Raw genomic sequence first — 26,146 nt, 5'->3', positions numbered from 1 at the left:
AGCGCGCCGCACGCCGCGTTCACCAACAACTCATGGCTGATTCGGCCGTCGAGCGGAGTGCCGATCTCCTACACGCCAGCAGGCGGCAGATACGCCAGTCCGACAGTCTGCGCCGAAACACGCATTTCCTCAACGCGCTCAACATGAAGCGTCCTTTCAAGGTCCCTCGCGCAAAATAAATCGCTTCCGAAAATCATAATTTCTGTTCTATCCTGCCGCCATTCCGGTCCTGATGAGGGGCGTACGCGTCGTCACGAACGTTGGGCCGGCAATGCGATGGACGTGACGACGGCGCTGGACGAGCGCCGGCATCACGGACGGCGAAATCGTGTGGTCCTGACCTCCCGACGCTGAGGTCCGCGGCAGCGCGCGTGACGCGCGTCGTCGCCACGGTGGCCAGAAGGCCGGCGCACCGGGGAGAGCACGTATAAGCCGTTAAAACCGATCGCGCAGGGAGGGCCGGGTCTGTCCGGCTGAACCTGTGGTACCTGCCGCCTGCATCTTTTTTCGCAGGCGGGCCACGGGCCTCAGTCGAGGTCCGGCTCTCCCTGCGCCCTCACATTCATGAGGGCGACCGACGGACAGACCCCGGACAGAAGATGTCGCGGGAACGTGAAGACGCGCGCGGCGGATCCTTTGATAGGCCGGGCCACGAGGCCGGATCACCGGCGATCGCCGCTTGAAATCAAACCATCACAGAGGGCACTTAGGGTGCGGATTCGGCCGGCAGCCCCGCCGGCGCGACCAACCCTCCAGCCCATGACGAGGACCCGTCCGCAGCCAAAGCTGCGGCCGACGAGACGAGACACGCCGATGCTGCTTCAGGATCTCCGGACCACCGTGCTGCGCGAGGCCGTGCGCCCCAACATCTGGGACGTCGTTGCGCTGATCATCGTCGTCGGCGCGATGGTGCTGATCGTCTATGGCGGCGAGCAGACCACGCTGCCGCTGTCGGCGCTCGACACCGCCCCGGTGTCGCTCGATCCGTCCAACCTGCCGCTCTACGCGCTGCGCACCACCTTGCGCATGCTGCTCGCGATCATCTGCTCGCTGCTGTTCACCTTCGTCTACGCCGCGCTGGCGGCAAAGAGCCGGCGCGCCGAGATCGTGCTGATCCCACTGCTCGACATCCTGCAGTCCGTCCCGATCCTCGGCTTCCTCACCTTCACCGTCGTGTTCTTCATGAACCTGTTCCCGGGCAAGGTGCTGGGCGCCGAGCTCGCCTGCGTGTTCGCGATCTTCACCAGCCAGGCCTGGAACATGACCTTCAGCATGTACCAGTCGATGCGTAACGTGCCGAAGGATCTCGACGAGGTGACGCGCAGCTTCCATTTGTCCGGCTGGCAGCGCTTCTGGCGGCTCGACGTGCCCTATGCGATGCCCGGCCTGATCTGGAACGCGATGATGTCGATGTCCGGCGGCTGGTTCTTCGTCGTGGCATCGGAGGCGATCACGGTCGGCAATACCACGGTGACCCTGCCCGGCATCGGCTCCTATGTCGCGCTGGCGATTCAGCAGAAGGACCTCGCGGCCATTGGCGCCGCGCTGCTGACGATGCTGCTCGTCATCACCGCCTATGACCAGCTGCTGTTCCGGCCGATCGTCGCCTGGGCCGACAAGTTCCGCTTCGAGCAGACCGCATCGGGCGAGCCGCCCTCCTCGTGGATGCTCGACCTGTTCCGGCGCACCCGCGCGCTGCGCTCGCTGTCGATCCCGTTCGCGGCGATCAACCGCTCGTTCTCCAACCTGCGGCTCAACTGGCCGCAGGCCTGGGGCGGCCCGGTGCGCCATGCGCCGCCATCGCAGTTCGTCGACGGACTCTGGCTCGCCATCGTGATCCTCGGCTGCGCCTATGCCGGCTGGAAGACCTGTATCTATCTCTCAGCGACTCTGGCGCCATCGGACGTTCTCAGCGCGATCGGCTACGGCCTGATCACGCTGGTCCGCGTCGTTGTGCTGATTGCGCTGGCGTCGCTGATCTGGGTGCCGGTCGGCGTCTGGATCGGGCTGCGGCCAAAACTCGCCGAGCGCATCCAGCCGCTGGCGCAATTCCTCGCCGCCTTCCCGGCCAACCTCGCCTTCCCGGTCTTCGTCGTACTGATCGTGCGCTACGGGCTCGACGCCGATGTGTGGCTGAGCCCTCTGATGATCCTGGGCACGCAGTGGTACATCCTGTTCAACGTCATCGCCGGCGCCAGCGCCTTCCCGACCGACCTGCGCGAGGCGGCGGCGAGCCTGCATCTCACCGGTTGGCGCTGGTGGTTCAAGGTCGTGCTGCCCGGCGTCTTCCCCTATTACATCACCGGCGCGATCACCGCCTCCGGCGGCTCGTGGAATGCCGCGATCGTCGCCGAGGTCGCGAGCTGGGGCGATACGCATCTGACCGCCTCGGGCCTCGGCGCCTACATCGCATCAGCGACCGAGCGCGGCGACTTTCCACGCGTGGTGCTCGGCATCGCCGTGATGTGCATTCTCGTCACTCTGTTCAACCGGCTGCTGTGGCGGCCGCTCTATGCCTTCGGAGAACGCCGGCTGCGGCTCGGCTGACCGGGAGAGATCATCATGCGCGACCAGGTCAAGGACACCTCGCTGATCGAGATCAAGAGCGTCAGCCGGACGTTTCCCAAGGGCAGCGGCGACGATCTCGTCGTGCTCGAGAAGGTCGACCTCACCATCCGCGCCGGCGAGATCGTCGGGCTGCTGGGACGCTCCGGCTCGGGCAAGTCGACCTTGCTGCGGATCATCGCAGGCCTGGTGGCGCCGTCATCGGGCGAAGCCAAGTGCCGCGGCGAGATCATCGCCGGCCCGCCTGTTGGCGTCGCGATGGTGTTCCAGTCCTTCGCGCTATTCCCCTGGCTCACCGTGTTGCAGAACGTCGAGCTCGGCCTGGAGGCGCTCGGCATCGACAGCGCCGAGCGGCGCAAGCGCGCGCTGGCCGCGATCGACCTGATCGGCCTCGACGGCTTCGAATCCGCGTTTCCCAAGGAGCTGTCCGGCGGCATGCGCCAGCGCGTCGGCTTCGCCCGCGCGCTGGTGGTGCATCCCGACCTGCTGCTGATGGACGAGCCGTTCTCGGCGCTCGACGTGCTGACAGCCGAGACGCTGCGCACCGACCTCGTCGACCTCTGGACCGATGGCCGGCTGCCGATCAAATCGGTGCTGATGGTGACGCACAACATCGAGGAGGCCGTGCTGATGTGCGACCGCGTCCTGGTGTTCTCGTCCAATCCTGGCCGCGTCGCCGCCGAGTTCAAGATCGACCTGCCACATCCGCGCAACCGGCTCGACCCGGCGTTCCGCCAGCTCGTCGACAGCCTGTATGCGCGGATGACGCAGCGGCCGGAGCCGAAGCTGCCGAGCACCGCCAGCGCCGGCGTCGGCATGGTGCTCAGCCACGTCTCCTCCAACTCGATCTCCGGCCTCATCGAGGCCCTGGCCGGCGAGCCGTACAAGGGGCACGCCGACCTGCCGGTGCTGGCCGGCCACCTGCAGCTCGAGGTCGACGAGATCTTCCCCTTGGCGGAGGCGCTGCAGTTGCTCCGCTTCGCCCATCTCAGCGAGGGCGACCTGACCCTGACCGAGGCTGGCCGCCGCTTCGCCGACCTCGAGACCGACGACCGCAAGAAGCTGTTTGCCGCACACCTGATGGAGAACGTGCCGCTGATGGGCCTGATCCGCCGCGTGCTCGACGACCGCCCCTCCCACGCCGCACCGGCCGCGCGCTTCCGCATCGAGCTCGAGGACTACATGTCCGAGCAATATGCCGACGAGACCCTGCAGACCATCGTCTCCTGGGGCCGCTACGCCGAGCTGTTCTCCTACGACGAGCAGTCCGAGACCTTCAGCCTGGAGAACCCGCATTAGCCGTCCGGCGTCACGGCGCGATAGTCAGACTCGCTTTCATATTGGGATGAAAGCGGCAGTAGTAGTCGACCGTGCCCGCCTTGTTGAGCACCGAGCTGACCGTCTTGCTCGGCGGCAGGGTGACATCGAAGTCGCCATTGCGCGCCGTGGCCGTATGCGCCAGCGCGTCCTTGTTGACCCACTCGACGGTGTCGCCGACCTTGGCCGCGACCGAGGCCGGCGAGAACGCAAGCTTGTCGATGGTAATCCGGATCGTGGCGGCACGCGCCGGAACGCTCACCGCAACGAGCGCAAGCAGGCTCACGAAAGCAAGACGTCCCGGCTGCATGGACTGCTCCTACTTCAGATCCGCCGCGACGTGCTCGGCGTGCTGCTCGTGCCCCTGGAACAGCTTCAGGCCGGTCTGCAGCAGCTCCTTCAGCTCCGGATTGCTCGCCGACGGAATGAGCTGCGTTTCCAGCGCGCCGTTCACCGTCTTGTGGTAGGCGACCTCGTTGGCGATATAGGCCTTGTCGAAATCAGCCCCCTTGAGCTTGCCGAGCTCGGTGAGCTTCTCGCTCGCCTGCTTCGACAACGCGCGGCTGGTGTCGTTGTCCTCGGGCGTGACCTTCAGCTTCTTCACGAGGGCCAGCGCCTGCTTGTTGACCGCCTCGTGGTCGCGCACCATTCCTTGCGCGAACTCCTTGACCTCCTTGTTGCTGGACTTGTCCAGCGCCTGCTTCGCCGCCTTGATGTCGATTTCGCCGGCCGTGTAGGCGATATGAGCGATCTGCGGATCGCTGAGCTTGGCGCCTTGGGACAGCGCGACGCCGCCCGTGAGGCAGAGCACGATGGCCGTCGCAGTGATATGCTTGAACATGACTTCAATCTCCTGTGTCGCCGGAGCTCATTGCCGGCGCATGAATGGCTGCACAGGGATTGGATGAAAAAGAGCGGCGAACGTTCCCGAGAATCTTCAGGCCGGGAATCCGAGACGCGCGAGCACCGCGTCCGTCAGCCGCTTGCAGCGACGTCCGGCGAAGGGAAACGCGTCCAGCAGGACGGGACCGATCTCCTTCTCGACATTCTCCCGCAGCATGGCGCGGGCGCGATGCAGCCGCGTCTTCACGGTCTCGGGCTTCAATCCGAGCAGGTCCGCGGTCTCGTCGATGCTCATCTCCTCGATGACGCGGGCGATGAAGACGAGGCGGAACGGTTCGGACAGTTCATCGATGGCTCGTTCGACGACGGCCTGAATCTGACGCTGCGCCACAGACGTCTCCGGATCACTCGATATGGCAGGAAATTGAATCACCTCCGCGCGTGGCTTGTCCTCCCGTTCCATATCCAGGTGCAGGGTCGGCCGCTGCCCACGCAATCGTCCCAACGCCTCGTTCATCGCGATCCGGACCAGCCACGTCGAGAGGCTGGACTGGCCACGAAACTCGTCGAGCCGTGTGAGCGCGCGGACATAGGTCTCCTGGACCACGTCCTCGGCCTCGCTATCGTTGCGCAGGATGCCGCGGGCGATCCGGAACAGGCGGCGGTTGTTGGCCTGCAGAATGGCGCGGATCGCGGCCTCGTCGCGAGCTTTCGCCCGCTGGATCAGATCATCCTCGCCGGTGGTCGGAACGGAAGCCGTTGCAGCTATGGTCCAAGACATGGTGGAAGACATGTTCGATCATCCCAACTGAGCACAATTGGCTTAGATGGAATTCGGGCGCCGAGGTTCCCAAAAAAGATTGGGCAAGGAGTCTCACTGCACCGCGGCAAACGTATCGGGCCGCGCCATCGCCCAGGGGTCCCGAAAACGGACGTCCTGGGTGCCCTCGAGCAGTTCCCCCGGCCGCAGCGACGGATAGAGCTTTGCGAAGGAGGAGACCTCGGTGGTCGACGTCCGCTGTGAGAAGTGGATCGGACGCAGGTCCTGCGGATGTTCGAGCCCGGCGGCGGCCAGGAGCTCGGCCAGGGCATGCAGGGTCGCGTGATGGTAATTGTAGACGCGGTCGATTTTGTGCGGGACGACAAGCGCGCGGGCGCGGGTCGGATCCTGCGTCGCGACGCCGGTCGGGCAGCGGTCGGTGTGGCAGCTGAGCGACTGGATGCATCCGAGCGCGAACATGAAGCCGCGCGCGGAATTGCACCAGTCGGCGCCGATCGACATCGCGCGCGCCATGTCGAAGGCAGTAGCGACCTTGCCGGAGGCGCCGATCTTGATGCGATCGCGGATACCCAGCCCGATCAGCGCATTGTGCACGAAGTTGACGCCCTCGCGCATCGGCATGCCCAAATGGTCCATGAACTCCAGCGGCGCCGCGCCGGTGCCGCCCTCATTGCCGTCGACGACGATGAAGTCGGGATAGATGCCGGTCTCCAGCATGGCCTTGCAGATCGCCAGGAATTCCCAGGGATGGCCGATGCACAGCTTGAAGCCGGCCGGCTTGCCGCCCGACAGCCGCCGCATCTCGCCGATGAACTGCATCATCCCGATGGGTGTCGAGAACGCGCGATGCGCCGGCGGCGAGATGCAGTCCTCACCCATCGCGACGCCGCGGATCTTGGAAATTTCCTCCGACACCTTGGCCGCCGGCAGCACGCCGCCGTGCCCAGGCTTGGCGCCCTGGCTGACCTTGAGCTCGACCATCTTGATCTGTTCGGTCGCCGCCACGCGCGCGAAGGCATCGGGATCGAACGTGCCGTCACGGTGGCGGCAGCCGAAATAGCCGGAGCCGATCTCCCAGATGATGTCCCCGCCCATCTCGGCATGATACGGGCTGAAGCCGCCTTCGCCGGTATCATGGGCGAAGCCGCCGCGCTTGGCGCCGCCATTGAGCGCACGGACGGCGTTCGGGCTCAGCGCACCGAAGCTCATCGCCGAGATGTTGAACACAGAGGCCGAATACGGCTTGGCGCAGTCCGGGCCGCCGATCTGGATCCGGAATTTCTCCTCCGCGTGCGGCTTGGGCGACACCGAATGGTGCATCCACTCATAGCCTTCGCGGTAGACGTCCTCCTGGGTGCCGAACGGGCGCTTGTCGAGCACCATCTTGGCGCGCTGATAGACGACCGCCCGGGTGTCGCGCGAGAACGGCATGCCGTCCTTCTCGCTCTCGAAGAAATACTGCCGCATCTCCGGCCGGATCTCCTCGAGAATGAAGCGCAGATGCGCGGAGATCGGATAGTTGCGCAGGACCGCATGGCTCTTCTGCAGGAGGTCACGGACGCCGAGCGCCGTCAGCGCGGCGAAGATCAAGAGCGGGATCAGCACGAGATCGAAGATCTTGCGGTCGTAGATGCCGAGGATGAGCAGCAGGGCGGTCGCCGTGGCGCAGATCGTCAGCACGATGTAGCGTGGCGAGAACGGAAGCAGCAGCGTATCCATGGAAGGCCCCGGGGCGGATCGTGGACGGTCAGCGATGACGGTACTACGCGCATCACGAAACAATCGTTACACAGCCGCGCGCGATTGGCCATCGACGGTATCACATCGTCGATAGCCTGTGGCTATCGACCCGGATGCCGAGAGGTCCATGAACCCGATATCCAAGCGTCTGATATCCAAGAGTCTGATATCCATGAGCCCGGCGCGCGACCGCGACGTCTCATTGTAGCGCATCGGCCGCCCCTACAAGCCTACCAAGGTGAGCACTTGACGGGGCCGCTCCGCTATGCGTCAGCCGTCCGCGAACAAGCCGGAATGCGCTTCGCGCAGCTGCCGCTTCAGCAGCTTGCCGCTGGGGTTCTTCGGCAGCGCATCAACGAATACCACGCGCTTCGGCGTCTTGAACGAGGCCAGCCGGCTCGACGCCTGCTTCAGCAGCGCCTCCTCGGTCAGCTCACAGCCGGACTTCACGACGACCATCGCCACGACAGCTTCGACCCAGCGCGGATGCGGCAGGCCGACGACGGCAACCTCCGAGACTTCGGGAATCTGATAGAGCGCCTCCTCGACCTCGCGGCTGGCGACGTTCTCACCACCGGTCTTGATCATGTCCTTCTTGCGATCGACGATCGTGATGTAGCCTTCCTCATCGATGGTCGCGAGATCGCCGGAATGAAACCAGTCGCCGTGGAAGGCCGCGGCGGTGCGGTCGTCATCATGAAAGTAGCCGAGCATCAGATGCGGCGAGCGGTGCACGACCTCGCCGACCTGTCCCGGCGCCACATCGTTCATGTCGTCATCGACCACCCGGGTCTCGACGTTGAGCACGGCGCGGCCGCACGAGCCCGGCTTGCGCAGTTGGTCCTCTGGTCCAAGCATCGTCGCGAGCGGCGCGATCTCGGTCTGGCCGTAGAGATTCCACAGCCGCACCTTCGGCAGCCGCTGCGCCAGCTCGCGCAGCACCTCGACCGGCATGATCGATGCGCCGTAATAGCCTTTGCACAAGGTCGAGACGTCCGTGGTCTCGAACAGCGGCGAGCGCAGGATCGAGATCCACACCGTCGGCGGCGCGAAGAACGAGGTGATGCGATACTTCGCGATCAGCGGCAGCAGATTGTCCGGCGTCGGAAACGCGGTGATGATGTTGGTGGCGCCGACATAAATCGAGGGCCCGAAGAACACGTCGAGCTGAGCGCAGTGATACAGCGGCAGCGCGTGCAATGTGACGTCCTCGGCGGCGATGCCGGCGTCGACAATGCAGCTGACATACTGCCAGATCACGGCGTCATGGGTGAGCATGGCGCCCTTCGGCAGCGACTCCGTGCCGGATGTGTAGACGATCTGCGCGACGTCGCTACCGGCGATCTCGACGACAGGCACCACCGCGGTCGACGCCGCGAGCTCCGCAAAGTCGATCATGTCGCCCTGCCTTTCGCTCGGGCTTTCCGAGGGAAGCCAGATCATCTGCTCGACTGCCGGTGCCAGAGCCTTGGCGGCGCGCGCCACGCCGGCGAAGCCGCTGTCGGTGGCCAGCAGCCGCGCGCCGGCATGTTTGAGGATGTAGGCGACCTCCTCCGGCTTGAGCATGAAGTTGATCGGCACCAGCACGGCGCCGAGGCGCGCGAGCGCAAAGCGCAGGGCGGCAAAGGCATGCGAGTTGCGCGCGAGGATGGCAACACGCTCGCCCTTGGCCACGCCGCGGCTGGCGAGGCCTGCCGCAAGGCGATCGACGATGGCGTTGAATTCGGCGTAGGTCCAGCTGGTCTCGCCGCAGATCACCGCGGTCTTGCCCGGGGTGCGCGCCGCGCTCCGCCGCAAGAGATCACCGAGCGTCTGCCTGCGAACGATGGAATCCATGGCCGTTCCCCTTGCTGTCGCGGGGATGGCCGCCGCTCGGGCAATCCAAGTCCCCTCCCTGTGTCGCGCCGGACGTCTGCGGGTCCGGTCTTGCGGGCGAAAGTCGCACAGCCGCTTCGGCGCGCGCAAGGAGGATATTGCCAACGAAAAGAGCGCCCCGATTGCGTCGAGGCGCTCCTTGATGAATTCCCAAACCGGAAGGTCGGCGGCTCAGCGCTCGACGAACGCCTTCTCGATCACGAAATGGCCCGGCTCATTGCCGCTGCCTTCGAGGAAGCCGCGCGACTCGAACATGGTCTTGAGCTCCTCCAGCATCGCCGGGCTGCCGCACATCATGATGCGGTCCTTGGCGATATCGAGCTCATGCTGCCCGAGGTCGTTGAACAGCTGCTGCGACGAGATCAGGTCGGTGATGCGGCCCCGGTTGCGGAACGGCTCGCGGGTGACGGTCGGATAGTAGTGCAGCTTGCCTTCCAGCAGCTCCCCGAACAGCTCGTCCTCGCGCAGCTTGGCGACCACGCTCTCGCCATAGGCGAGCTCGGCGACCTGACGGCAGCCATGCACCAGGACGATGCTCTCGAAGCGCTCGTAGACGTCCGGGTCCTTGATCAGGCTGGCGAACGGCGCGAGGCCGGTGCCGGTCGACAGCAGCAGCAGGCGGCTGCCGGGCAGCAGGTTGTCGGGGATCAGCGTGCCGGTCGCCTTGCGGCCGACCAGGATGGTGTCGCCTTCCTTGATCTTCTGCAGCCGGGAGGTCAGCGGACCGTCCTGCACCTTGATGCTGAAGAACTCGAGTTCCTCCTCGTGATTGGCGCTCGCCATGCTGTAGGCGCGCAGCAGCGGGCGGCCCTCGACCTCGAGGCCGATCATCGCGAACTGGCCATTCTGGAAACGGAAGCCCGCATCGCGGGTCGCCCGGAAGGAGAACAGGGTGTCCGTCCAGTGGTGAACGGAAAGAACTTTCTCTTTATAGAACGCGCTCATGTCGTTTGTTTTTTCACGTGGGATGAAGTTGGAAGAAACAAGTCGTGACGGAGGCAGGATCGCAAAAACCCTATAGATCCAAGCGATTTTCGGCGCCTGATGTACGTGAAAACAGCGAATAATCAACCCGCATGGATGCACCATTGATCACGATCAAACGCATGCCGGCCAGTCGCGAAATCGCTTCTCGCGGCCATTCATTCGTACACAAACGATATCGGTAATTTACTTGCCGAGATTGCGATTTTCCAGCACTTTAATTCCGCATCGTTGGCCCAATCCTTGAGCAATGATTAACCATCCGAACCGCCAGCTCGCTGCCGTCGCCCGCTATTGCGCCGAGCGGGGGATTTCGCTCGATGTCCGGGAGGACGGCTGGCTGCTGGTGCTTCGGGGCGCCGCCAAGCGTCACCTGATCTTCGGCTATGATCTCGGCCTGAACAGTGCGGTGGCGCACAGAATTGCCTGCGACAAGGCCGCCACGGCAGCCCTGCTGGAGGCGGCCGGGGTTCCCGCCGTCCGCCACGCGTTTGTCCTGGCGCCGGCGCTCACGGGCGTCCGCGAGCCTCACTGGGCCTCGATTCTGGAATTGCTCGAAGCGCACCCCAACGGTCTGGTCGTGAAGCCGAACGAAGGCACGTCGGGGCGCGCCGTGACGCGCGTGACGACCTCGGCTGATCTCAAGGCCGCGCTGACCCGCATCTTGGATACCGGCGCGAGCGCGGCGATCTCGCCGCTGCTCGACATCGCAGACGAGGTCAGGGTGATCCTTCTCGATGAAGCACCGTTGATCGTCTATCGCAAGCAGCGGCCCGTCGTGACCGGAGACGGCGTTCATTCGGTGCGCGAGCTCGCGGCCGCGTTCGAGCCGGTCCCGTTGCGCGCGGCGCTGCTGCAGCGTCTCTCCAACGAATGCGATGCGTCGGCGCTGGATGCGATCGTCCCGCCCGGCGAACAGCGTCTGCTGAGCTGGCGGCATAATCTCGAATTCGGAGCCCAGCCGGTGCTGCTGCAGGACGGCCCCGTGCGCGAGACCTGCACGGCGCTCGCCCGCGAAGCCGCACGTATCATCGACATTCGCTATGCCTCGGTCGACGTCGTCATGGTCGACGGCCAATGGCGAGTGCTCGAGGTCAATTCGGGCGTGAAGATGGAAGCGCTCGGCCGGCATGCGCCTGCGCTTGTCGAGCGAGCCTATTTCGCCGCGCTGGACAAGATTTTCGGGGGTCGTCCATCGGGATGAACGGCCGGTCCGCACCCAGCGCTCCGCAACAAGATTTCTCTAGCGTCCACCGAAATGAGAGATTAGTCTCCGATCCAAAATAAACAGTATACTGTCAATTGGGAGAGCGTCCCTTGCGCATCGCCGTGCTCGGCGGCGGCCCTGGCGGGCTGTATTTCGCCTATCTCTGGAAGAAGCGGCACCCCTCCGCCGTCGTCGATCTGTTCGAGCAGAACCCGGCCGGCGCGACCTGGGGCTTCGGCGTCGTGTTCTCGGACCAGGCGCTGGAATTCCTCCGCGCCGACGATCCCGACACGGTCGACGCAATCGCGCCGCGGATGGAGAGCTGGCGCAACATCACGCTCAATCTTCACGGCGAGAGCGTCGAGATCGACGGCGTCGGCTTCTCCGCCATCGGCCGGCTCGAGCTGCTGAAGCTCCTGCAGGCACGCGCCGACAGCGTCGGCGTGATCGCCCGCTACGGCACGACGATCCAGTCGCTCGATCAGCTCGCGGGCTACGATCTGATCGTTGCCGCCGACGGGCTGAACTCGATCGTCCGTCGCAGCTTCGAGGGCGATTTCGGGTTCTCGGTGTCCTACTCGAGCAACAAGTTCGCTTGGTACGGCACCAGCAAGACGTTCAAGACGCTGTCGCAGACTTTCGTCGCGACCGATCGCGGCACCTTCAATGCGCATCACTACCGCTACGCGCCGGACATGAGCACATTCCTGGTCGAGTGCGACCGCGCGACCTGGCAGGCCTATGGCTTCGCCGAAATGTCGGTCGACGAATCCCGGCGCATCTGCGAGCAGGTGTTCGCCGACACGCTCGATGGTCATGCGCTGGTATCCAACCGGTCGGTGTGGCGCAATTTCCCCTGGGTGTGGAACGAGCATTGGTGGCACCGGAATATGGTGCTGATCGGCGACGCGCTTCATACGGCGCATTTCTCGATCGGATCGGGAACACGGCTCGCGATCGAGGATGCCATCGCGCTCGCCAAGGCGCTCGATGCTGAAGCCGACCTCTCCGACGGCCTCGCGCGCTATCAGGCGGAGCGGCAGCCGATCGTCAAGAAGCTGGTGACCGCCGCCCGCACCAGCGCCGACTGGTATGAGTCCTTTCCGGCGCACATGAAGCTCAGCTTGATGGATTTCGCCTACAGCTACATCACGCGCTCCGGCCGGATTGACGACACCAGGCTGCGCGCCATGGCGCCGCAGTTCATGGCGCACTACGAGGCATCGCAAACCGGAGGCCGGGCATGACGAGGGAGATCGCCGATCAGGTTCCTTCCGACAGCGCCGGCGCCCGCGAAATCGGCTTCGCAATCCCGGCGCGCTACAATGCCAGCCGCGTGCTGTTCGACAACCTCGCCAGGGACAACGCCAACAAGCCCGCGGTGATCGGCCCGGCAGGCCAGCGCAGCTATGCCGAACTGTGCGCCGACGCCTGCCGCTGGGGCAACGGCTTGGCGTCGCTCGGCCTCGCTCGCGGCGATCGCGTGCTGCTGTTCCTCGACGATACGCCGGCCTATCCGGCCGCGTTCTTTGGCGCGGTGCGCGCGGGCTACGTGCCGTTGCTCATCAACACGCTGACGCCGCCGGACCTTCTGCAATTCTATCTCGCGGATTCCGGCGCCAAGGTCGCCGTCGTGGATGCCGAGTTTGCCCGACGGTTCGACGCGCAGGCCTGCACAGAGACGGCGCTCCAGACCCTCGTCGTTGTCAACGGCGAGGCGCCGTCGACGGCGGCACCGTCGGCCATCGCTGCCGATCCGTGGCTCGCGACCTTCGCCGCCGAGTTGGCTGAAGCCGAGACGCATCGCAATGAGATGGCATTCTGGATGTACTCGTCGGGCTCGACCGGGCGCCCCAAGGGCATCGTCCATCTGCAGCACGACATGGCCTATAGCGAGCAGGCGTTCGCGAGGAACGTGCTGCGGCTGACGCCGGACGACATCTGTTTCTCGGTACCGAAGATCTTCTTCGCCTACGGCTTCGGCAACGCGATCACCTTTCCGTTCTCCATCGGGGCAACGACGTTGCTGCTGCCGGGACAGCCGAAGCCCGCTGCTGTCTTCGATGCGATCAGCCGCTTTCGGCCCACCGTGTTCTTCGGCCTGCCGACGCTCTACACGGCGCTGACCAAGGCCGACGGCGCGAAGCAGGCCGACTTTTCGTCGCTGCGTTTGTCGGTCTCCGCAGCCGAAGTTCTGTCGGCTGACGTCTTCAATGGCTGGAAGGGCCTCACGGGTCTCGAGATCGTCGAAGGCCTTGGCTCGACCGAGGTGCTGCACGTCTACCTGTCCAACCGTGAGGATCGCAAGAAGCTCGGCGCGGCCGGCCTGCGCGTGCCCGGCTACGAGATCGCGCTGCGGGACAAGGACGGTCACGAGGTGGCGACCGGTGAAGAAGGCATTCTCTGGGTTCGCGGCGACTCCAACACGCCGCTCTATTGGAACAGGCCGGACAAGACCGCGGAGACGATCCGCGAGGGCGGCTGGATCTACACCGGCGATCGCTTCGTGCGCGACGTCGACGGCTTTCACTTCTTCCGCGGCCGCGCCGACGACCTCGTCAAGATCTCCGGACAGTGGGTGTATCCGCTCGAGGTCGAGCTCTGCCTTGCCGAGCACCCGGACATCCGTGAGTGCGCGGTGTTCGCGCACGAGCTACCGGACCGGCGGATGAGCTTGAAGGCGGTTGTGGTGACCAATGGCGGATTCCACGACGAGCCGGCCATGACCAGGACGCTGCAGGACTACGTCAAGGCCAAGCTGCTGCCTTACAAATATCCGCGTGAGATCGTCTTCATCGACGAGTTGCCGAAGACCGGAACCGGCAAGATCGACCGTCAGGCGGTGATGCGGTTATGAACGAGCGCCATCCGCGGAGCATGCCTAGACATCCGGGCTCAGCCAGCCTTGCCGAGATGCTCCAGCGCGTCCTCGGCGCGCAGCGGCACCCGCGACACCTCGTTGTTGAGATCGACCAATTGGGACAGCAGGGTCATCAACATCTTCCGATCGGTGGCCTTCAGCGGCGCCAGCATGCGCGCCTGCGCCCGATCGACGGCCGGCATGATGTTCCGCAGCAGCGCGGCGCCCGGCCTGGTCAGATACAGCAGCTTGACGCGCTTGTCCTCGGCCGAAGGCTTGCGCTCGACATGGCCCTTCGATTCGAGCCGTTCGATGACGCTGCCGAGCGTCGAACGGTCGAAAGCGATCACCGCCGACAGCCTCGTGGCATCGATGCCCGGATGATTCTGGATCGCAACCAGTGCGGCGTATTGCACCGGCGTGAGATCGAACTCGCGGCATTCCTCGACGAAGATGGAGACCGCGATCTGCTGCATCCGCCGGAACAGATAGCCCGGCTTGGTGTAGACCGCGTCCATTGTGATCTCAGGCGACCTACTCGGCATCGGGCTGACGCTCCGGAGCAGCATCAGCAAATGCAGGCATGGCCTTCCCCGCAGCCTCGGCCTGCAGCAGACGCGGAAAGGCCGCGACATCGACGCCGAAGCGGCGGGCGTTGCCGAGCTGCGGCACCAAGCAGAGATCAGCCAAGGTCGGCTCAGCGCCGAAGCAGAACGGGCCGGGCTCATGCTTGACCAGCGCTTCGCAAGCCGCGAGACCCTCACGATTGGCCCAGCCGGCCCAAGCCGTGACCTTGTCCTCGGGCAGGCCGAGCTCGCGCAGCCGCGCCAGCACCTTGAGGTTCTGGACCGGATGGGTGTCACACGCGAGCACCTGCGCGAAGGCGCGGATCTGGGCACGGCGGAGGGGATCCCGGGGCAGCAGCGGCGGCTCGGGGTGGGTCTCGTCGAGCCATTCGATGATGGCGAGCGACTGGATCAGCGTTGCGCCGCTGTCGTCCTCCAGGGTCGGAACGAAGCCTTGCGGATTGAGGGCGAGATAGCCGGGCGCGCGCTGCTCCCCCTTGCGGAGGTGATGCGGCAGATGCTCGGCCGTGAGACCCTTGAGGTTCAACGCGATCCTGACGCGATAGGACGCGCTGCTGCGGAAATAGCCGTGCAGCTTCATCTTGGCACTCCTCCCGAAATGACATCTCTGGTTGCAATTGACGATAAACTAATTGACAGTATACTGTCAATAAATAACGACATCTGATCGCGGGAGGCTCACATGGCCGCAGTTTCGACCCCGGAACGCGAGGCGTTCTACAAGAAGATCGACGGCGAGAACATGACCGCGCTGTGGACGGTGATGAGCGATCTCATCACGCCCGAGCCGAAGAGCGCGTGTCGCCCGCATCTGTGGCAGTTCGCGGCGATCCGCGACTACATGATCGAGGCCGGACAGCTGATCACGGCCAAGGAAGCCGAGCGCCGCGTGCTGATCCTGGAGAACCCGGGCCTGCGCGGCCAGTCCAAGGTCACGACGTCGCTCTATGCCGGCATTCAGATGGTCATTCCCGGAGACATCGCTCCGGCGCATCGGCACAGCCAGTCGGCACTGCGATTTGTCCTGGAGGGCCAGGGCGCGTTCACGACCGTCGACGGCGAACGCACCTTGATGCAGCCCGGCGACTTCATCATCACGCCCTCGATGACCTGGCACGATCACGGCAACGAAACCTCGGAGCCGATGTTCTGGCTCGACGGCCTTGACATTCCCCTGGTGCAGTTCCTCGACGCCTCGTTCGCGCAAGGCGCGCAGGAAGATCAGCAGAAGGTCGCGCGTCCCGCCGGTGACAGTTTTGCCCGTTACGGGCACAATTTGCTGCCGGTCGACGCCAAGCGCAAATCGCGGACGTCACCGATCTTCAACTATCCCTATTCGTACACGCGCGAGGCGCTGGAGAACGCCAAGCGAAGCGAGGAATGGGATCCGTGCCATGGACTGAAGCTGAAATTCTCCAATCCGGAGACCGGCGACTTCGCCATGCCGACGATCGGCACCTTCATCCAGCTGCTGCCCAAAGGCTTCAAGACCGCGCGCTACCGCTCCACCGATGCCACGGTCTTCACCGCGATCGAAGGCCGGGGACGCAGCCGCATCGGCGACCAGACCTTTGAATGGGGCCCGCGCGACCTGCTCGTGGTGCCGAGCTGGCAATGGGTCAGCCACGAGGCGGATGAGGATGCCGTGCTGTTTTCGTTCTCCGATCGTCCCGTGCAGGAGAAGCTCGACCTGTTCCGCGAGGACCGCGGCAATGCCTGATGCGCTCAGCGCCAGTGCAGCAGCCGCGCTTCGAGCAGGCTGATCAGCTTGCCCACGGCGAGACCAAACAGCGACAGCATCAGGATGCCGGCCATCAGTTGATCGGTCTGCATCAGATTGCCGGCCTGCAGCACGAAAGTGCCGATGCCGGTCTCGGCGCCGATCATCTCTGCCGAGACCACCAGCATCAGCGCCACCGACGCGGTGATGCGGAAACCAGCCAGGATAGAGGGGAGCGCGCCAGGCCAGATCACCTTGCGCACGATGGTCGGGAACGGCACGTCGAAACTCTGCGCCATGCGGATCAGGTTGCGCGGCACCGCATCGACGCCGCTATAGACCGAGATCGTCGTCGAGAAAAACACGCCGAGCGCGATCGTCGCGATCTTCGGCTGCTCGCCAATGCCGAGCCAGAGAATCAGCAGCGGCAGGACGGCAATCTTGGGAATCGGAAACAGCGCCGACACGAAGGTGATGCCGATGCTGCGGGCGATCCGCCACAGCCCGATCGCGAAACCGACAACGATGCCGGTGGCGGTGCCGAGCGCCCAGCCGGAGAGGATGCGCAGCAGCGAGGCGGAGACGTGCTGCCAGAGAGCGCCACTCTCCGCGAGCCGATACAGGGCCCGCAGGATGCCGAGCGGCGTCGGCAGGAACAGCGGATTGATCAGCGCCAGGCTGCCGATCAGTTGCCATAGCCCGAGGACAGAGATGAGTGCGAGCAGGCCCGCCCAGCGGCTCGCCGCCGGCGTGAAGCCGGCGCCGCGAAAGCGCACCGGCTTGGTGTCGGCTTCAGCGCCGATTCGATGGCCGTCGGCTGGCGTTCGCTCAAGCATGCTGAACCTCGCGCTCGGCATCGATGGCCTCGGTCCGGATCAGCGCCCACAACTCGTTCTGGAGATCCAGCAGCTGCGCACGCATGCCCGCGTCACCGCGAGCGCGCCGCGTCGCCGGGACGGTCACCACTTTCCGGATACGCCCAGGACGGCGCGACAGCACGACGATCCGATCCGCCAGCCGGACCGCCTCCTCGAGATTGTGCGTGACGTAGACTGCGCCCATGGCTCCATCGGCGAGCAGGTCGACGAAGTCCTCCATCAGTAGCTCGCGCGTCTGCGAGTCCAGCGCCGACAGCGGCTCGTCCATCAGCAGGATCGCGGGCCGGACGACGAGCGCGCGCGCGATGCCGACGCGCTGGCGCATGCCGCCGGACAGCTGCTTCGGAAAGGCGCTCCGAAAGTCGAGCAGCCCGGTGCGCCGCAACGCATCGTCGACGGCAACGGCCCGCTGCTGCGCCGACAGCGGTGTATGCAGCAGCGGAAAGGCGACGTTGTCCGCGACGCTCGCCCACGGCAGCAATGCGAAGTCCTGGAATACGAAGGTCAGCGGGTTGAGGCTGCCGGGCGGCGGCGTGCCGCGCAACAGCGCCTGCCCCGCGCTCGGCTGCAGGAGTCCGCCCAGGATCGACAGCAGCGTGCTCTTGCCGCAGCCGGACGGGCCGACGATGGCAACGACCTCGCCGGCTCCAACGGTGAACGACACGTTTTCGAGAACGTCGAGCGCATCGAAACGGTGGCTGATGATCTCGGCGATCAGGTCCATCTCAGATCAATCCGCGGCCAGGTCGTTCAATCAATCCGGCTTCACGAAGTCTTTTGCGATGATGGCGGCCGCATCGTAACCCTGGTCCGCGAAACCTTGCGCCTGCAGCCACTTCACCTGGCTGTCGATGTTCGTCACGTCGAGCTTGCCGTCCGGGTCGATATAGGCGCAGTTGCCGACGACCTGCTCGACCGGCAGGTTGGTGTACTTGCCGATGATCTCGAGCAGCGGCTTCGTCTTCTCGTTGATCGCGGCGTTGCCGTCCTTCACCGAAGCAAGCACCACACCGTGATACTCGCGCTCGGCGCGCTGCAGCGATGCCAGCAGCTTCTCCACCGCGGCCTTGTTTGCCAGGGTCTTCGGCCCGGCGAATACGCCGCTGACCTGCCACGGCGTCTCGTCACCGACCCAGCCGAGGTGCTTGACCGCACCCTCCTCCATCAGCTTGCGGGCAACCGACACCGGCATCAGCGCGGCATCGACCGTCTCTCCCTTGATCGCGGCCGCCATATTGGACATCGACTGCAGCGGCACGATCTTCACGTCCGCGAGCTTGAAGCCGTATTTGTCTGCGAGCAGACCGACCGAGTAGTGAAAGCTCGATCCCACCTGCGTCATCGCCACGCGTTTGCCGGCGATGTCCTTCGGCGACTTGAGACCCGCCTCATAGGCCTTGTTGCTGGCGAAATAGCCGATCAGCGGAAAGCCGGGCCGGTCGCGGCTCATGCCGGCGATGATCTTCAGGGCGCCCTTGCCGGCGAGATTGTAGAGGCCAGCAGTGAACGCGGTGACACCGACATCGACATCGCCGGTGGCTGTCGCGACCGCGATGGGTTGCGCCGCATCGAAGAATTTCAGCTCGACGTCGAGCCCAGCCTCGCGGAAATAGCCCTTATCCAGCGCAATGAAGACCGGTGCTGACGATGACAGCCGGAGAACGCCAATCCGCAGCTTGATGTCATCGGCTTGTGCCGCAGCGGTCAACCCGAGCCACAACAAGCCCGCCAAGACGAGGTTCACGACCAGGTTCACGTACCGGAACATCCAACTCTCCAAGACCCGGCCACCCGCTAGCCCGCCGCCCGCGGGTGACGCAGACTTGTTGCAATATTTTAAACCGGATGTCGCGGCAAATTTTATCAGGAGATCACGGCCTGGCACCCGACGGCTTGGTCGCCGGCACGAACTCTCCTCGAAGCCCGAGCTTGCTATCGGGCGGCGATGGTCTCGAGCCATGACGCGAATGCCTGCGTCAGCTCCTCCATAATGGCGTGGTCGTTGCGGCCCGATCGGGCCGGCACGTGGAAGGCGTGGTCGGCCTGATCGAGGAGATGCAGCGTCGCGCGTTGTCCCAGCCGTCTGACAACCGGCTCAAGCAGCTCGAGCTCCGCCAGCTTGTCGCGCGTGCCCTGCAGGAACAGCATTGGCAGGTCGATTGCGTCGAGATGGTCGGCACGCGCAATGGAGGGTTTGCCGGCGGGATGCAGCGGGAAGCCGAGGAAGGCCAGCGCGGAGACATTCGGCAGCGGCGCCAGACTTTGCGCCTGGGACGTCATCCGCGCCCCGAACGATTTGCCGCCGGCGATCAGCGGCAGTCCTGCGCAGAGCCGCGATGCCTCGGCTACGGCAGCCCGCACCGTGGCTTGCCCCACCGCGGGGGGATCGGGCCGCTTGCTGCCCTTCTCCATATAGGGAAATTGGAATCGCAGCGTTGCGATGCGATGCACCGCGAGGCTTTCGGCGGCCTGGCTCATGAACGGGTGCGTCATGCCGGCGCCAGCGCCGTGGGCGAACACGAAGCACGCGCGCGCCTGGGGCGGCGCGATCAGGAGCGCCGAGACCGCCGTGTCCTGGACCGGAATGACAAGAGGATGCGGCAGAGACGCGGTCATCACGCCAGTCTGCGGCCGAGCCTCCTTCAGGTCAACGCCGTCTCGACGTCCTCGTCGCTCGCGGCGCTGCGCTCAAGCCGCGGTCCGGATCGTCTGCAGGAAATCGTCGACATTGGTCTTCAGAGAAGCCGCTTGCTGCTGCAGCGCGGCGGCCGCCGCCAGCGCGGCCTCGGCGCCGGCGTCGGTCTGTCCGGCCACGCTGCGTACGTCGCCGATCTCGCGCGTCACCGCCGCAGTGCCGCTGGCCGCCTGCTCCACGTTGCGGGCGATCTCGCCGGTCGCCGCGCCCTGCTGCTCGACCGCAGCGGCGATCGCGTTGGAGATCTCCGCGATTTCTCTGACGGTGGAGCCGAACTGAGCGATGGCCGCGACCGTCTCTCCAGTCGCGCTCTGAATCGTGGCGATCTGGCCCGAGATCTGCTCGGTCGCCTGTGCGGTCTGCGATGCCAGGCTCTTGACCTCGCTCGCGACGATCGCAAAGCCGCGGCCGGCCTCGCCGGCGCGCGCCGCCTCGATCGTTGCGTTCAGCGCCAGGAGGTTCGTCTGGCTCGCAATCGCCTGGATGAGCTGCACGATGGTGCCGATGCGCTCGGCCGCGCTCGACAATCCGTTGATCAGTTCGGACGTGCGCTGAGTCTCCTGGGTGGCCCGGGTCGAGACCGACACGGAACGCTGCACCTGGCCGGAGATCTCGCGGATCGACGCGGCGAGCTCCTGCGTCGCCGAGGCGACGGTCTGCACGTTCGCTGAGGCCTGCTCCGCCCGGTTGGCCACCGCCTCGGCAAGACCCCGCCCGCGCTCGGCGACCTCAGAGAGCTCCTTCGCGCTCAGCCCCATGTCGCTCGCCCGTCCCCCCACGCCCGAGATCACGCCCTGCATGCCCTGTTCGAAGCGCTGAGCGAGATCGGCCATCATCCGGGCACGTTCGGCCTCGGTGGCCTCACGCTGTGACGCCGCCTCCTGCTCCATGCGACGAACGGCCAGCGCATTGTCGCGGAAGATCTCGACCGCGCGCGCCATCCGTCCGATCTCGTCGCCACGCTGGCCGCCCGGAATCGGCTGATCGAGCTCGCCGGCCGCCAGCGACTGCATCCGATCGGTCATGCTGCGGATCGGACGCGACACGCTGGCACCGATCAGCCAGGCCAGCACGGCTCCGAGCGCCACGGCGCCGGCCGCCGTGGCGACGACGGTCTGCCGCGTGTCCTCGACAGCCAACGCCGTCCTGGCTCCCTGCTCCGCACGTGCCGTCCCGAGCTGCTGGTTGATGCGACCAACTTGGTCGTCGATCGCCTTGCTCGCCTTGACCAGCTCGGCCTGTTTGCTGCGCAACTCGGCAGCAATCCTGATTACGTCTTCGAACGCCGCCGCGTCGGCGGTGACGGCCTCTTTCAGGGCCGCAACGAGGCTCTTCAACCTGGCATCATCGACACCGGCGAGCTCGGCCTCGGAATCGGCAAGTGCAAGGCGTGCATAGACGAAGGTGAGCTTGGCGTCCTCCGCATCGTTCGGGGACAGCGTATTGGCGTAGCGCATCACGGCGACGCGGGCGGCGTCGACCACGCTGGCGAGACGCAGCGGATGGAGCAGCGGCTCGCTGCCTGCGCGGTTAGCGAGCGCGACCTGGATGCCGCCGACATTGACGCCCGCCACCGCGCCGAGCGCCTCGGTCTTGTTCGTCGCCGCCCGCAGCCGGTCGACCGCTTCGGCGGCGGCAGCGAACGACGACCGATAGGCCGCCAGTTCGCTGCGTACGGCGCCGATGCCATCGCCAATGACCCTCAACCTGCCGGACTGCTTCTCGACGTCGTCGGCAAGTCCGCCAACCGAGTCGATGGCCTTCGCGGCCGCATCCTTGTCGCCTACGCTCCAGGTGCGGATGAATTTCTCCACAGCACCGTTGGCCGTGAGCAGCGCGGCGCGCACCCGCGACATGCCCGCATCACCCGCTGCGCTGGCCACCAGCTCGTCCACAGTGCCGCCGATGCGCCCGACCTGGATCATGGCAAAGCCGCCGAGCAGCACCACGAAGCTCAAGATCAGCGCGAAGCCGCCGAAGATCCGCGGACGGACGCCGATCGACGACATCAATGACGAGAATTTCATGGTTTGACCCGGCTGTTCACGGCGTGGACCTGATGGCGGCGAGCAGCTCCTTGCCGAAGCGCTTCTCGAATTCGGGATCGAGCGGCTTGACCGCATCGACGAACGTCTTGCGGTCGAACGTCTCGGTGACTTCCATGCCGCCCTTGCGCAGATCGACCAGCTTCTCGGCGTCGAGCTCGGCCTTCCAGGTCACCTCTGCCGCCGCCTTCGCCGCCGCGACCAGCGCTTCGCGCGCACCCGCGTCGAGCTGCTCGAACGTCGCGCGATTGGCGACGAAGGCGATCGGCGCGAAGAAGTGGCCGGTCAGCGTCAGATATTTCTGCACCTCCTCGAAGCGATTGGCCGCGATGGTGGCGACAGGATTTTCCTGGCCGTCGAGGCGCCCGTCCTTGAGGGCCGCGTAGACGAGCGGGAAGTCCATCGGCACCACATCCGCGCCCAGCGCCTTGAAAGTCAACTGATAGACGGGATTCGGAATGACGCGGATCCTCAGCCCCTTGACGTCCTCGACGGTACGAACGGCCCGCTTCGAATTTGTCAGGTTGCGGAAGCCTTGCTTGCCCAGGGCGAGCAGAACCAGCCCCTTGTCGGCGAACTTGGCGCCGATCGTCGCGGCGATCGGTCCTGTGGCGACGGCCTTGGCGTGGGCGGTATCGCGGAACAGGAATGGAATGTCGAATACGCCGAGCTCTGGAACGACCGCGCTGGCGATGCCGCCGGACACCACCGCCAGATCGACCGCCCCGGTCCGGGTCGCCGCGAGCACGGCCGCCTCGCTGCCAAAGGAATTGCCGGCACGCTCGTCGATGATCAGCCGCTTGCCGACCAGCGTCTGCAGCTTGACGCGGAACTCGTCGGAGCCGATCTGCTGCGGGTTCTGCGGCTGGGAGTTGAAGACCAGCGACACCATCCGCGGCGACGCGACCGCGGGATGTGATCCCGACAGCGCCATCGCGATGAATCCCGCCAGCCAAAGGCTCCGAAGCTGTCCGCGCATGAGGCACCACATTGATTGTAGCTGGGCAGAGCTACTAGCAGGGAGATATGGTTAAGATGTTAAGAAGCAGCCCGTCATGCCGAACTCGTCCGCAGCCCGGCGCCACGGAGGCGGACGCGCGGAGATGATCTCCGCGCTTGCCGAAGGCTCGCCATCAGCTGGACTCACGCCGCGCGCACGGTGGCCAGGAATCTGTCGACCTCGGTCCGGAGCCGCTTGCTGTCATTGGCGAGTGACTGTGCCGCAGACAACAGGCTGGACGAGGCCTGGCCGGTGTCGGCGGCGCCGCGCCTGACATCGGTGATGTTGGTCGACACCTCCTGCGTGCCATGAGCGGCGTGCTGAATGTTGCGCGAGATCTCCTGGGTTGCCGCGCCCTGCTCCTCCACAGCCGAGGCGATGGTCGAGGACACCTCGGACAGCCGCTCGATCGTCGAGCTGATCTGGCTGATCGCGCTCACCGATTCCTGGGTCGCCGCCTGAATGCCTGCAATCTGCTGGCCGATCTCGCCGGTCGCCTTGGCGGTCTGCTCCGCCAGCGCCTTCACCTCGGAGGCAACGACCGCAAATCCGCGTCCGGCCTCGCCGGCACGCGCCGCCTCGATGGTTGCATTGAGCGCCAGGAGGTTGGTCTGGCCGGCGATGGCGTTGATCAGCTCGACAACATCGCCGATGCGATTGGCGGCCTTCGACAGCTCGCCGACGCGCTCGGTCGTGGTCCGTGCCTGATCGACCGCCTCGCTCGCCATCCGCGCCGACTCCTGGACCTGACGGCTGATCTCGTTGACCGAGGACGACAGCTCCTCGGTCGCCGATGCCACCGACTGCACGTTCGTCGAGGCCTCTTCGGAAGCGCCCGCCACCACCTCCGCCAGCTGGCGCCCGCGGTCGGCCGTGCCGGTGAGCGCCGTCGCCGATGACTCCACCGTATCGGAGGTCGCCGAGACCGTCCTCACGATCTCGCCGATCGCCTTCTCGAACGTATCGGCCAGCCGATGCATGTCCGCCTTGCGCTGCTCGGCGATGCGCAGGTCCTGCTCGATCTTTGCTTCCGCCTCGTGCTGCGCGCGCTCAGCCGCGAGCTGCTTGAAGCGCTCGACCGCACGCGCCACGTGGCCGATCTCGTCCTTGCGCCGCACGCCCGGCAGGACGACGTCAAATTGGCCGTCCGCGAGCTGGATCATCGCTTTCTCGAGCGAGATGATGGGCCGGCTCAGGGAGTATGCGAAGCCGAGCGCCAGCAGGATGCCCAGCACCAGCGTGGCGCCCGACGCCGCCATCATCATCATGCGCGAATCCGCAACGTGCGCTTCAGCCTCGTTGCGGTACTCGTAGCCATAGGCCGCCACCAGCTCGACCAGATCGTCCACGGCGGCAAGCGCCTCATTGCCGAGCTTGCTGAGCAGAAAGACCGTCGGGATCTCGGTGACGCCTTCCGGCGCCGGCTTGAGAACCTTGAGTGCGGCATCCGACCAGTCGCGCAGCTTCGTGGCCGCCTGCTCACGCGCCGCGTTGACGCTGTTCGACTGCACGCGCTCGCGAACGATGCCGAGATCCTCCGAGATCGCCTTGACGAGCTTCTCGAACCTCTCGGCAGTCTGCTTCGAGGTCCCGACCGTCTCGACGCGGTTCAGAACCAGCATCGCGGCGTTAAGCTCGGCATGGACCGAGCGAGCGTGATTGATCGCCATCAGCGGTCCATCGTAGAGACGAACGACGAGATCGCCCGCTGAGCTGATCCCTCGCAGCCCGTAGAGCGCCAGACCGCCGGCGAGCACGAGCATGATGCTCAGGACCGCGAGGATCCTCAAACGGATCGACATGTGTCAGTGCTCCAGAGCCTAGTCGACGACCTTGACGCTCATCTTCATGCGCGGATGGATCGCGCAGATCACGGTCACGTCTCCGCTCTCCTTGAATGTCACGTCGGTCGAGGCCCCCGGCTGCTGGGAGCCGAGGTTGAACTCGTTGCCCTTGCTCGTCGACATGATGTTGTGGGGGATGGTGTCGTCGTTCAGGAAGGTGAGCGCATCGCCCTTCTTCACGGTCACGCTCTCCGATGAGAACAGCCGCCCCTGCTGATGGATGACCTGAGTGGCGGCAACCGCGCCGGTGGACAGGCCGGCGAGGACGGTGCAAGCGAGAATGGTTCGGGATCGATACATGGTGGTCATTCCATTGCTAGCGCGGCAGCACCGGGGCGGCCGTCGGAGTGAGATTGCTGGTGAGGGTTTTCAGGAACGCAACGAGATCCGACTTCTCGGAAGCGGTCAGCCCGAGCGGGCGCATCAGGTCCGAACGGCTCGGCCGCTCGACACCGCCGCTGTCATAGTGATCGACGACCTGCTCGAGCGTCGCCAGTGATCCGTCATGCATGAAGGGAGCGCGGCGCGTGATCTCGCGCAGCCCCGGCGTCTTGAAGGCATGCTGCATCTTGATGACGCCCGGCGCGTACTCGCCGCGGCCGACATCCTTGGTCGGCAGCCCGATGTCCTGGAAGCCGTCATTGGTGAAGTTCCAGCCCTCGTGGCAGGTCATGCATTGCGCCTTGCCGTTGAACAGCGCGAAGCCGCGCTTGGCCTCCTCGGAGATGGCCTTCTCGTCGCCGTCGATCCAGGCGTCGAACGGGGCGCGGTCCGACACGACGGTGCGCTCGTAGGTGGCGATCGCCTTGGCGAGCGTCTTCGGCGTCATGCCTTCCTTGGGGAAGGCGGCTTCGAACAGCGGCTTGTATTCCGGGATTCCACCGAGACGCTGCATGAGCTGATCCAGCGGCATGTTCATCTCTCCGGCGGCCTGGATCGGGCCGAGCGCCTGCTCCTCCAGCGTCGCCAGCCGGCCGTCCCACATGAAGATCTCGCCCCACGCCGCATTCACGATGGTCGGCGAGTGGCGGCCGAGCTTGTGCATGCCATGGCCGACGCCGACCGCGAGCCCATCACCCCAGCCGAAGCTCGGGCTGTGGCAGCTGCCGCAGGACTGCGCCATCGAGACCGAAAGACGCGTGTCGAAATACAGCTTCTTGCCGAGCGCGGCCTTCTCCGGCGTGTAGGCATTGTCCTGAACGGAG

The 26,146-nt window shown here is 65.4% G+C and carries 23 protein-coding genes; 6 read left to right on the top strand and 17 right to left on the bottom strand.

Annotated features, from left to right (window positions below):
* Positions 1-813 precede the first annotated feature (813 nt).
* Both BRAO375_RS03710 and BRAO375_RS03705 read left to right on the top strand, forming a co-directional pair.
* Positions 814-2,547, top strand: a complete 1,734-nt coding sequence (locus BRAO375_RS03710; protein WP_009026116.1) for an ABC transporter permease — start codon at positions 814-816, stop codon at positions 2,545-2,547.
* A gap of 15 nt (positions 2,548-2,562) precedes the next feature.
* A complete protein-coding gene (locus tag BRAO375_RS03705) occupies positions 2,563-3,864 on the top strand; it encodes an ABC transporter ATP-binding protein (protein ID WP_009026115.1) in 1,302 nt (433 codons plus the stop codon).
* Positions 3,865-3,874: 10 nt separating this feature from the next.
* On the opposite strand, the gene BRAO375_RS03700 is transcribed toward BRAO375_RS03705, so the two are convergent.
* The 6 genes from BRAO375_RS03700 to BRAO375_RS03675 form a co-directional block, all read right to left on the bottom strand.
* Positions 3,875-4,192, bottom strand: a complete 318-nt coding sequence (locus BRAO375_RS03700) for a cupredoxin domain-containing protein (RefSeq protein WP_009026114.1) — start codon at positions 4,190-4,192, stop codon at positions 3,875-3,877.
* A 9-nt stretch (positions 4,193-4,201) separates the two neighbouring features.
* A complete protein-coding gene (locus tag BRAO375_RS03695) occupies positions 4,202-4,723 on the bottom strand; it encodes a DUF4142 domain-containing protein (RefSeq protein ID WP_009026113.1) in 522 nt (173 codons plus the stop codon).
* 96 nt (positions 4,724-4,819) lie between these two features.
* The gene (locus BRAO375_RS03690) at positions 4,820-5,506 is read right to left on the bottom strand and encodes an RNA polymerase sigma factor (RefSeq protein WP_085964441.1); all 687 of its coding nucleotides are present in this window, start codon (positions 5,504-5,506) and stop codon (positions 4,820-4,822) included.
* 93 nt (positions 5,507-5,599) lie between these two features.
* Positions 5,600-7,225, bottom strand: a complete 1,626-nt coding sequence (locus BRAO375_RS03685; protein WP_009026111.1) for an FMN-binding glutamate synthase family protein — start codon at positions 7,223-7,225, stop codon at positions 5,600-5,602.
* Between the two features lie 291 nt (positions 7,226-7,516).
* The gene (locus BRAO375_RS03680) at positions 7,517-9,082 is read right to left on the bottom strand and encodes an acyl-CoA synthetase (RefSeq protein WP_009026110.1); all 1,566 of its coding nucleotides are present in this window, start codon (positions 9,080-9,082) and stop codon (positions 7,517-7,519) included.
* A gap of 210 nt (positions 9,083-9,292) precedes the next feature.
* Positions 9,293-10,066 (bottom strand): ferredoxin--NADP reductase, encoded by a 774-nt coding sequence (locus tag BRAO375_RS03675; protein ID WP_009026109.1) that lies wholly within the window; start codon positions 10,064-10,066, stop codon positions 9,293-9,295.
* A 289-nt stretch (positions 10,067-10,355) separates the two neighbouring features.
* On the opposite strand from BRAO375_RS03675, the gene BRAO375_RS03670 reads away from it, so the two are divergent.
* From BRAO375_RS03670 to BRAO375_RS03660, 3 genes are all read left to right on the top strand, one after another.
* Positions 10,356-11,309 (top strand): ATP-grasp domain-containing protein, encoded by a 954-nt coding sequence (locus BRAO375_RS03670; RefSeq protein ID WP_009026108.1) that lies wholly within the window; start codon positions 10,356-10,358, stop codon positions 11,307-11,309.
* Positions 11,310-11,422: 113 nt separating this feature from the next.
* Positions 11,423-12,559, top strand: a complete 1,137-nt coding sequence (locus BRAO375_RS03665) for an FAD-dependent monooxygenase (RefSeq protein ID WP_009026107.1) — start codon at positions 11,423-11,425, stop codon at positions 12,557-12,559.
* Complete coding sequence (locus BRAO375_RS03660; protein ID WP_009026106.1) at positions 12,556-14,169, top strand: benzoate-CoA ligase family protein; 1,614 nt, start codon at positions 12,556-12,558, stop codon at positions 14,167-14,169. The genes BRAO375_RS03665 and BRAO375_RS03660 overlap by 4 nt, the downstream gene beginning before the upstream one ends.
* Positions 14,170-14,207: 38 nt before the next feature.
* On the opposite strand, the gene BRAO375_RS03655 is transcribed toward BRAO375_RS03660, so the two are convergent.
* On the bottom strand, positions 14,208-14,717 hold the full coding sequence (locus tag BRAO375_RS03655) for a MarR family winged helix-turn-helix transcriptional regulator (RefSeq protein WP_009026105.1): 510 nt from the start codon (positions 14,715-14,717) through the stop codon (positions 14,208-14,210).
* A complete protein-coding gene (gene maiA, locus BRAO375_RS03650) occupies positions 14,707-15,339 on the bottom strand; it encodes a maleylacetoacetate isomerase (RefSeq protein ID WP_009026104.1) in 633 nt (210 codons plus the stop codon). Before maiA ends, BRAO375_RS03655 begins: the two co-directional genes overlap by 11 nt.
* A 102-nt stretch (positions 15,340-15,441) precedes the next feature.
* Between maiA and gtdA the strand changes: the two genes are divergently transcribed.
* Positions 15,442-16,479, top strand: coding sequence for a gentisate 1,2-dioxygenase (gtdA, locus tag BRAO375_RS03645; protein ID WP_009026103.1), 1,038 nt, complete (start codon positions 15,442-15,444; stop codon positions 16,477-16,479).
* Positions 16,480-16,484: 5 nt separating this feature from the next.
* Here gtdA and BRAO375_RS03640 read toward each other — a convergent pair whose 3' ends face one another.
* The 9 genes from BRAO375_RS03640 to BRAO375_RS03600 form a co-directional block, all read right to left on the bottom strand.
* Positions 16,485-17,315 carry an ABC transporter permease gene (locus BRAO375_RS03640; protein WP_175345287.1) on the bottom strand — a complete coding sequence of 277 codons (831 nt, stop codon included), beginning with the start codon at positions 17,313-17,315 and terminating at the stop codon, positions 16,485-16,487.
* Positions 17,308-18,081 carry an ABC transporter ATP-binding protein gene (locus BRAO375_RS03635; protein WP_009026101.1) on the bottom strand — a complete coding sequence of 258 codons (774 nt, stop codon included), beginning with the start codon at positions 18,079-18,081 and terminating at the stop codon, positions 17,308-17,310. The genes BRAO375_RS03640 and BRAO375_RS03635 overlap by 8 nt, the downstream gene beginning before the upstream one ends.
* 30 nt (positions 18,082-18,111) lie before the next feature.
* Entirely contained in the window at positions 18,112-19,125 is a 1,014-nt protein-coding gene (locus tag BRAO375_RS03630; RefSeq protein WP_009026100.1) for an ABC transporter substrate-binding protein, read from the bottom strand.
* A gap of 164 nt (positions 19,126-19,289) precedes the next feature.
* Positions 19,290-19,973 carry an alpha/beta hydrolase family protein gene (locus tag BRAO375_RS03625; protein ID WP_009026099.1) on the bottom strand — a complete coding sequence of 228 codons (684 nt, stop codon included), beginning with the start codon at positions 19,971-19,973 and terminating at the stop codon, positions 19,290-19,292.
* Positions 19,974-20,045: 72 nt separating this feature from the next.
* Entirely contained in the window at positions 20,046-22,061 is a 2,016-nt protein-coding gene (locus tag BRAO375_RS03620) for a methyl-accepting chemotaxis protein (protein WP_009026098.1), read from the bottom strand.
* Positions 22,062-22,095: 34 nt separating this feature from the next.
* Positions 22,096-23,076, bottom strand: coding sequence for a TRAP transporter substrate-binding protein (locus BRAO375_RS03615; protein ID WP_009026097.1), 981 nt, complete (start codon positions 23,074-23,076; stop codon positions 22,096-22,098).
* Positions 23,077-23,240: 164 nt separating this feature from the next.
* Positions 23,241-24,899, bottom strand: a complete 1,659-nt coding sequence (locus BRAO375_RS03610; RefSeq protein WP_009026096.1) for a methyl-accepting chemotaxis protein — start codon at positions 24,897-24,899, stop codon at positions 23,241-23,243.
* Positions 24,900-24,917: 18 nt separating this feature from the next.
* A complete protein-coding gene (locus BRAO375_RS03605; RefSeq protein ID WP_009026095.1) occupies positions 24,918-25,241 on the bottom strand; it encodes a plastocyanin/azurin family copper-binding protein in 324 nt (107 codons plus the stop codon).
* Positions 25,242-25,257: 16 nt separating this feature from the next.
* Positions 25,258-26,146, bottom strand: an 889-nt coding sequence (locus tag BRAO375_RS03600; protein ID WP_035638777.1) for a cytochrome-c peroxidase, incomplete at its 5' end; no start/stop codon positions are given.

The organism is Bradyrhizobium sp. ORS 375, from assembly GCF_000239775.1.
Classification (GTDB): Bacteria; Pseudomonadota; Alphaproteobacteria; order Rhizobiales; family Xanthobacteraceae; genus Bradyrhizobium.
Note: the sequence above shows the minus strand (reverse complement) of the source record. Positions and strands in the feature narration are given on the sequence as shown.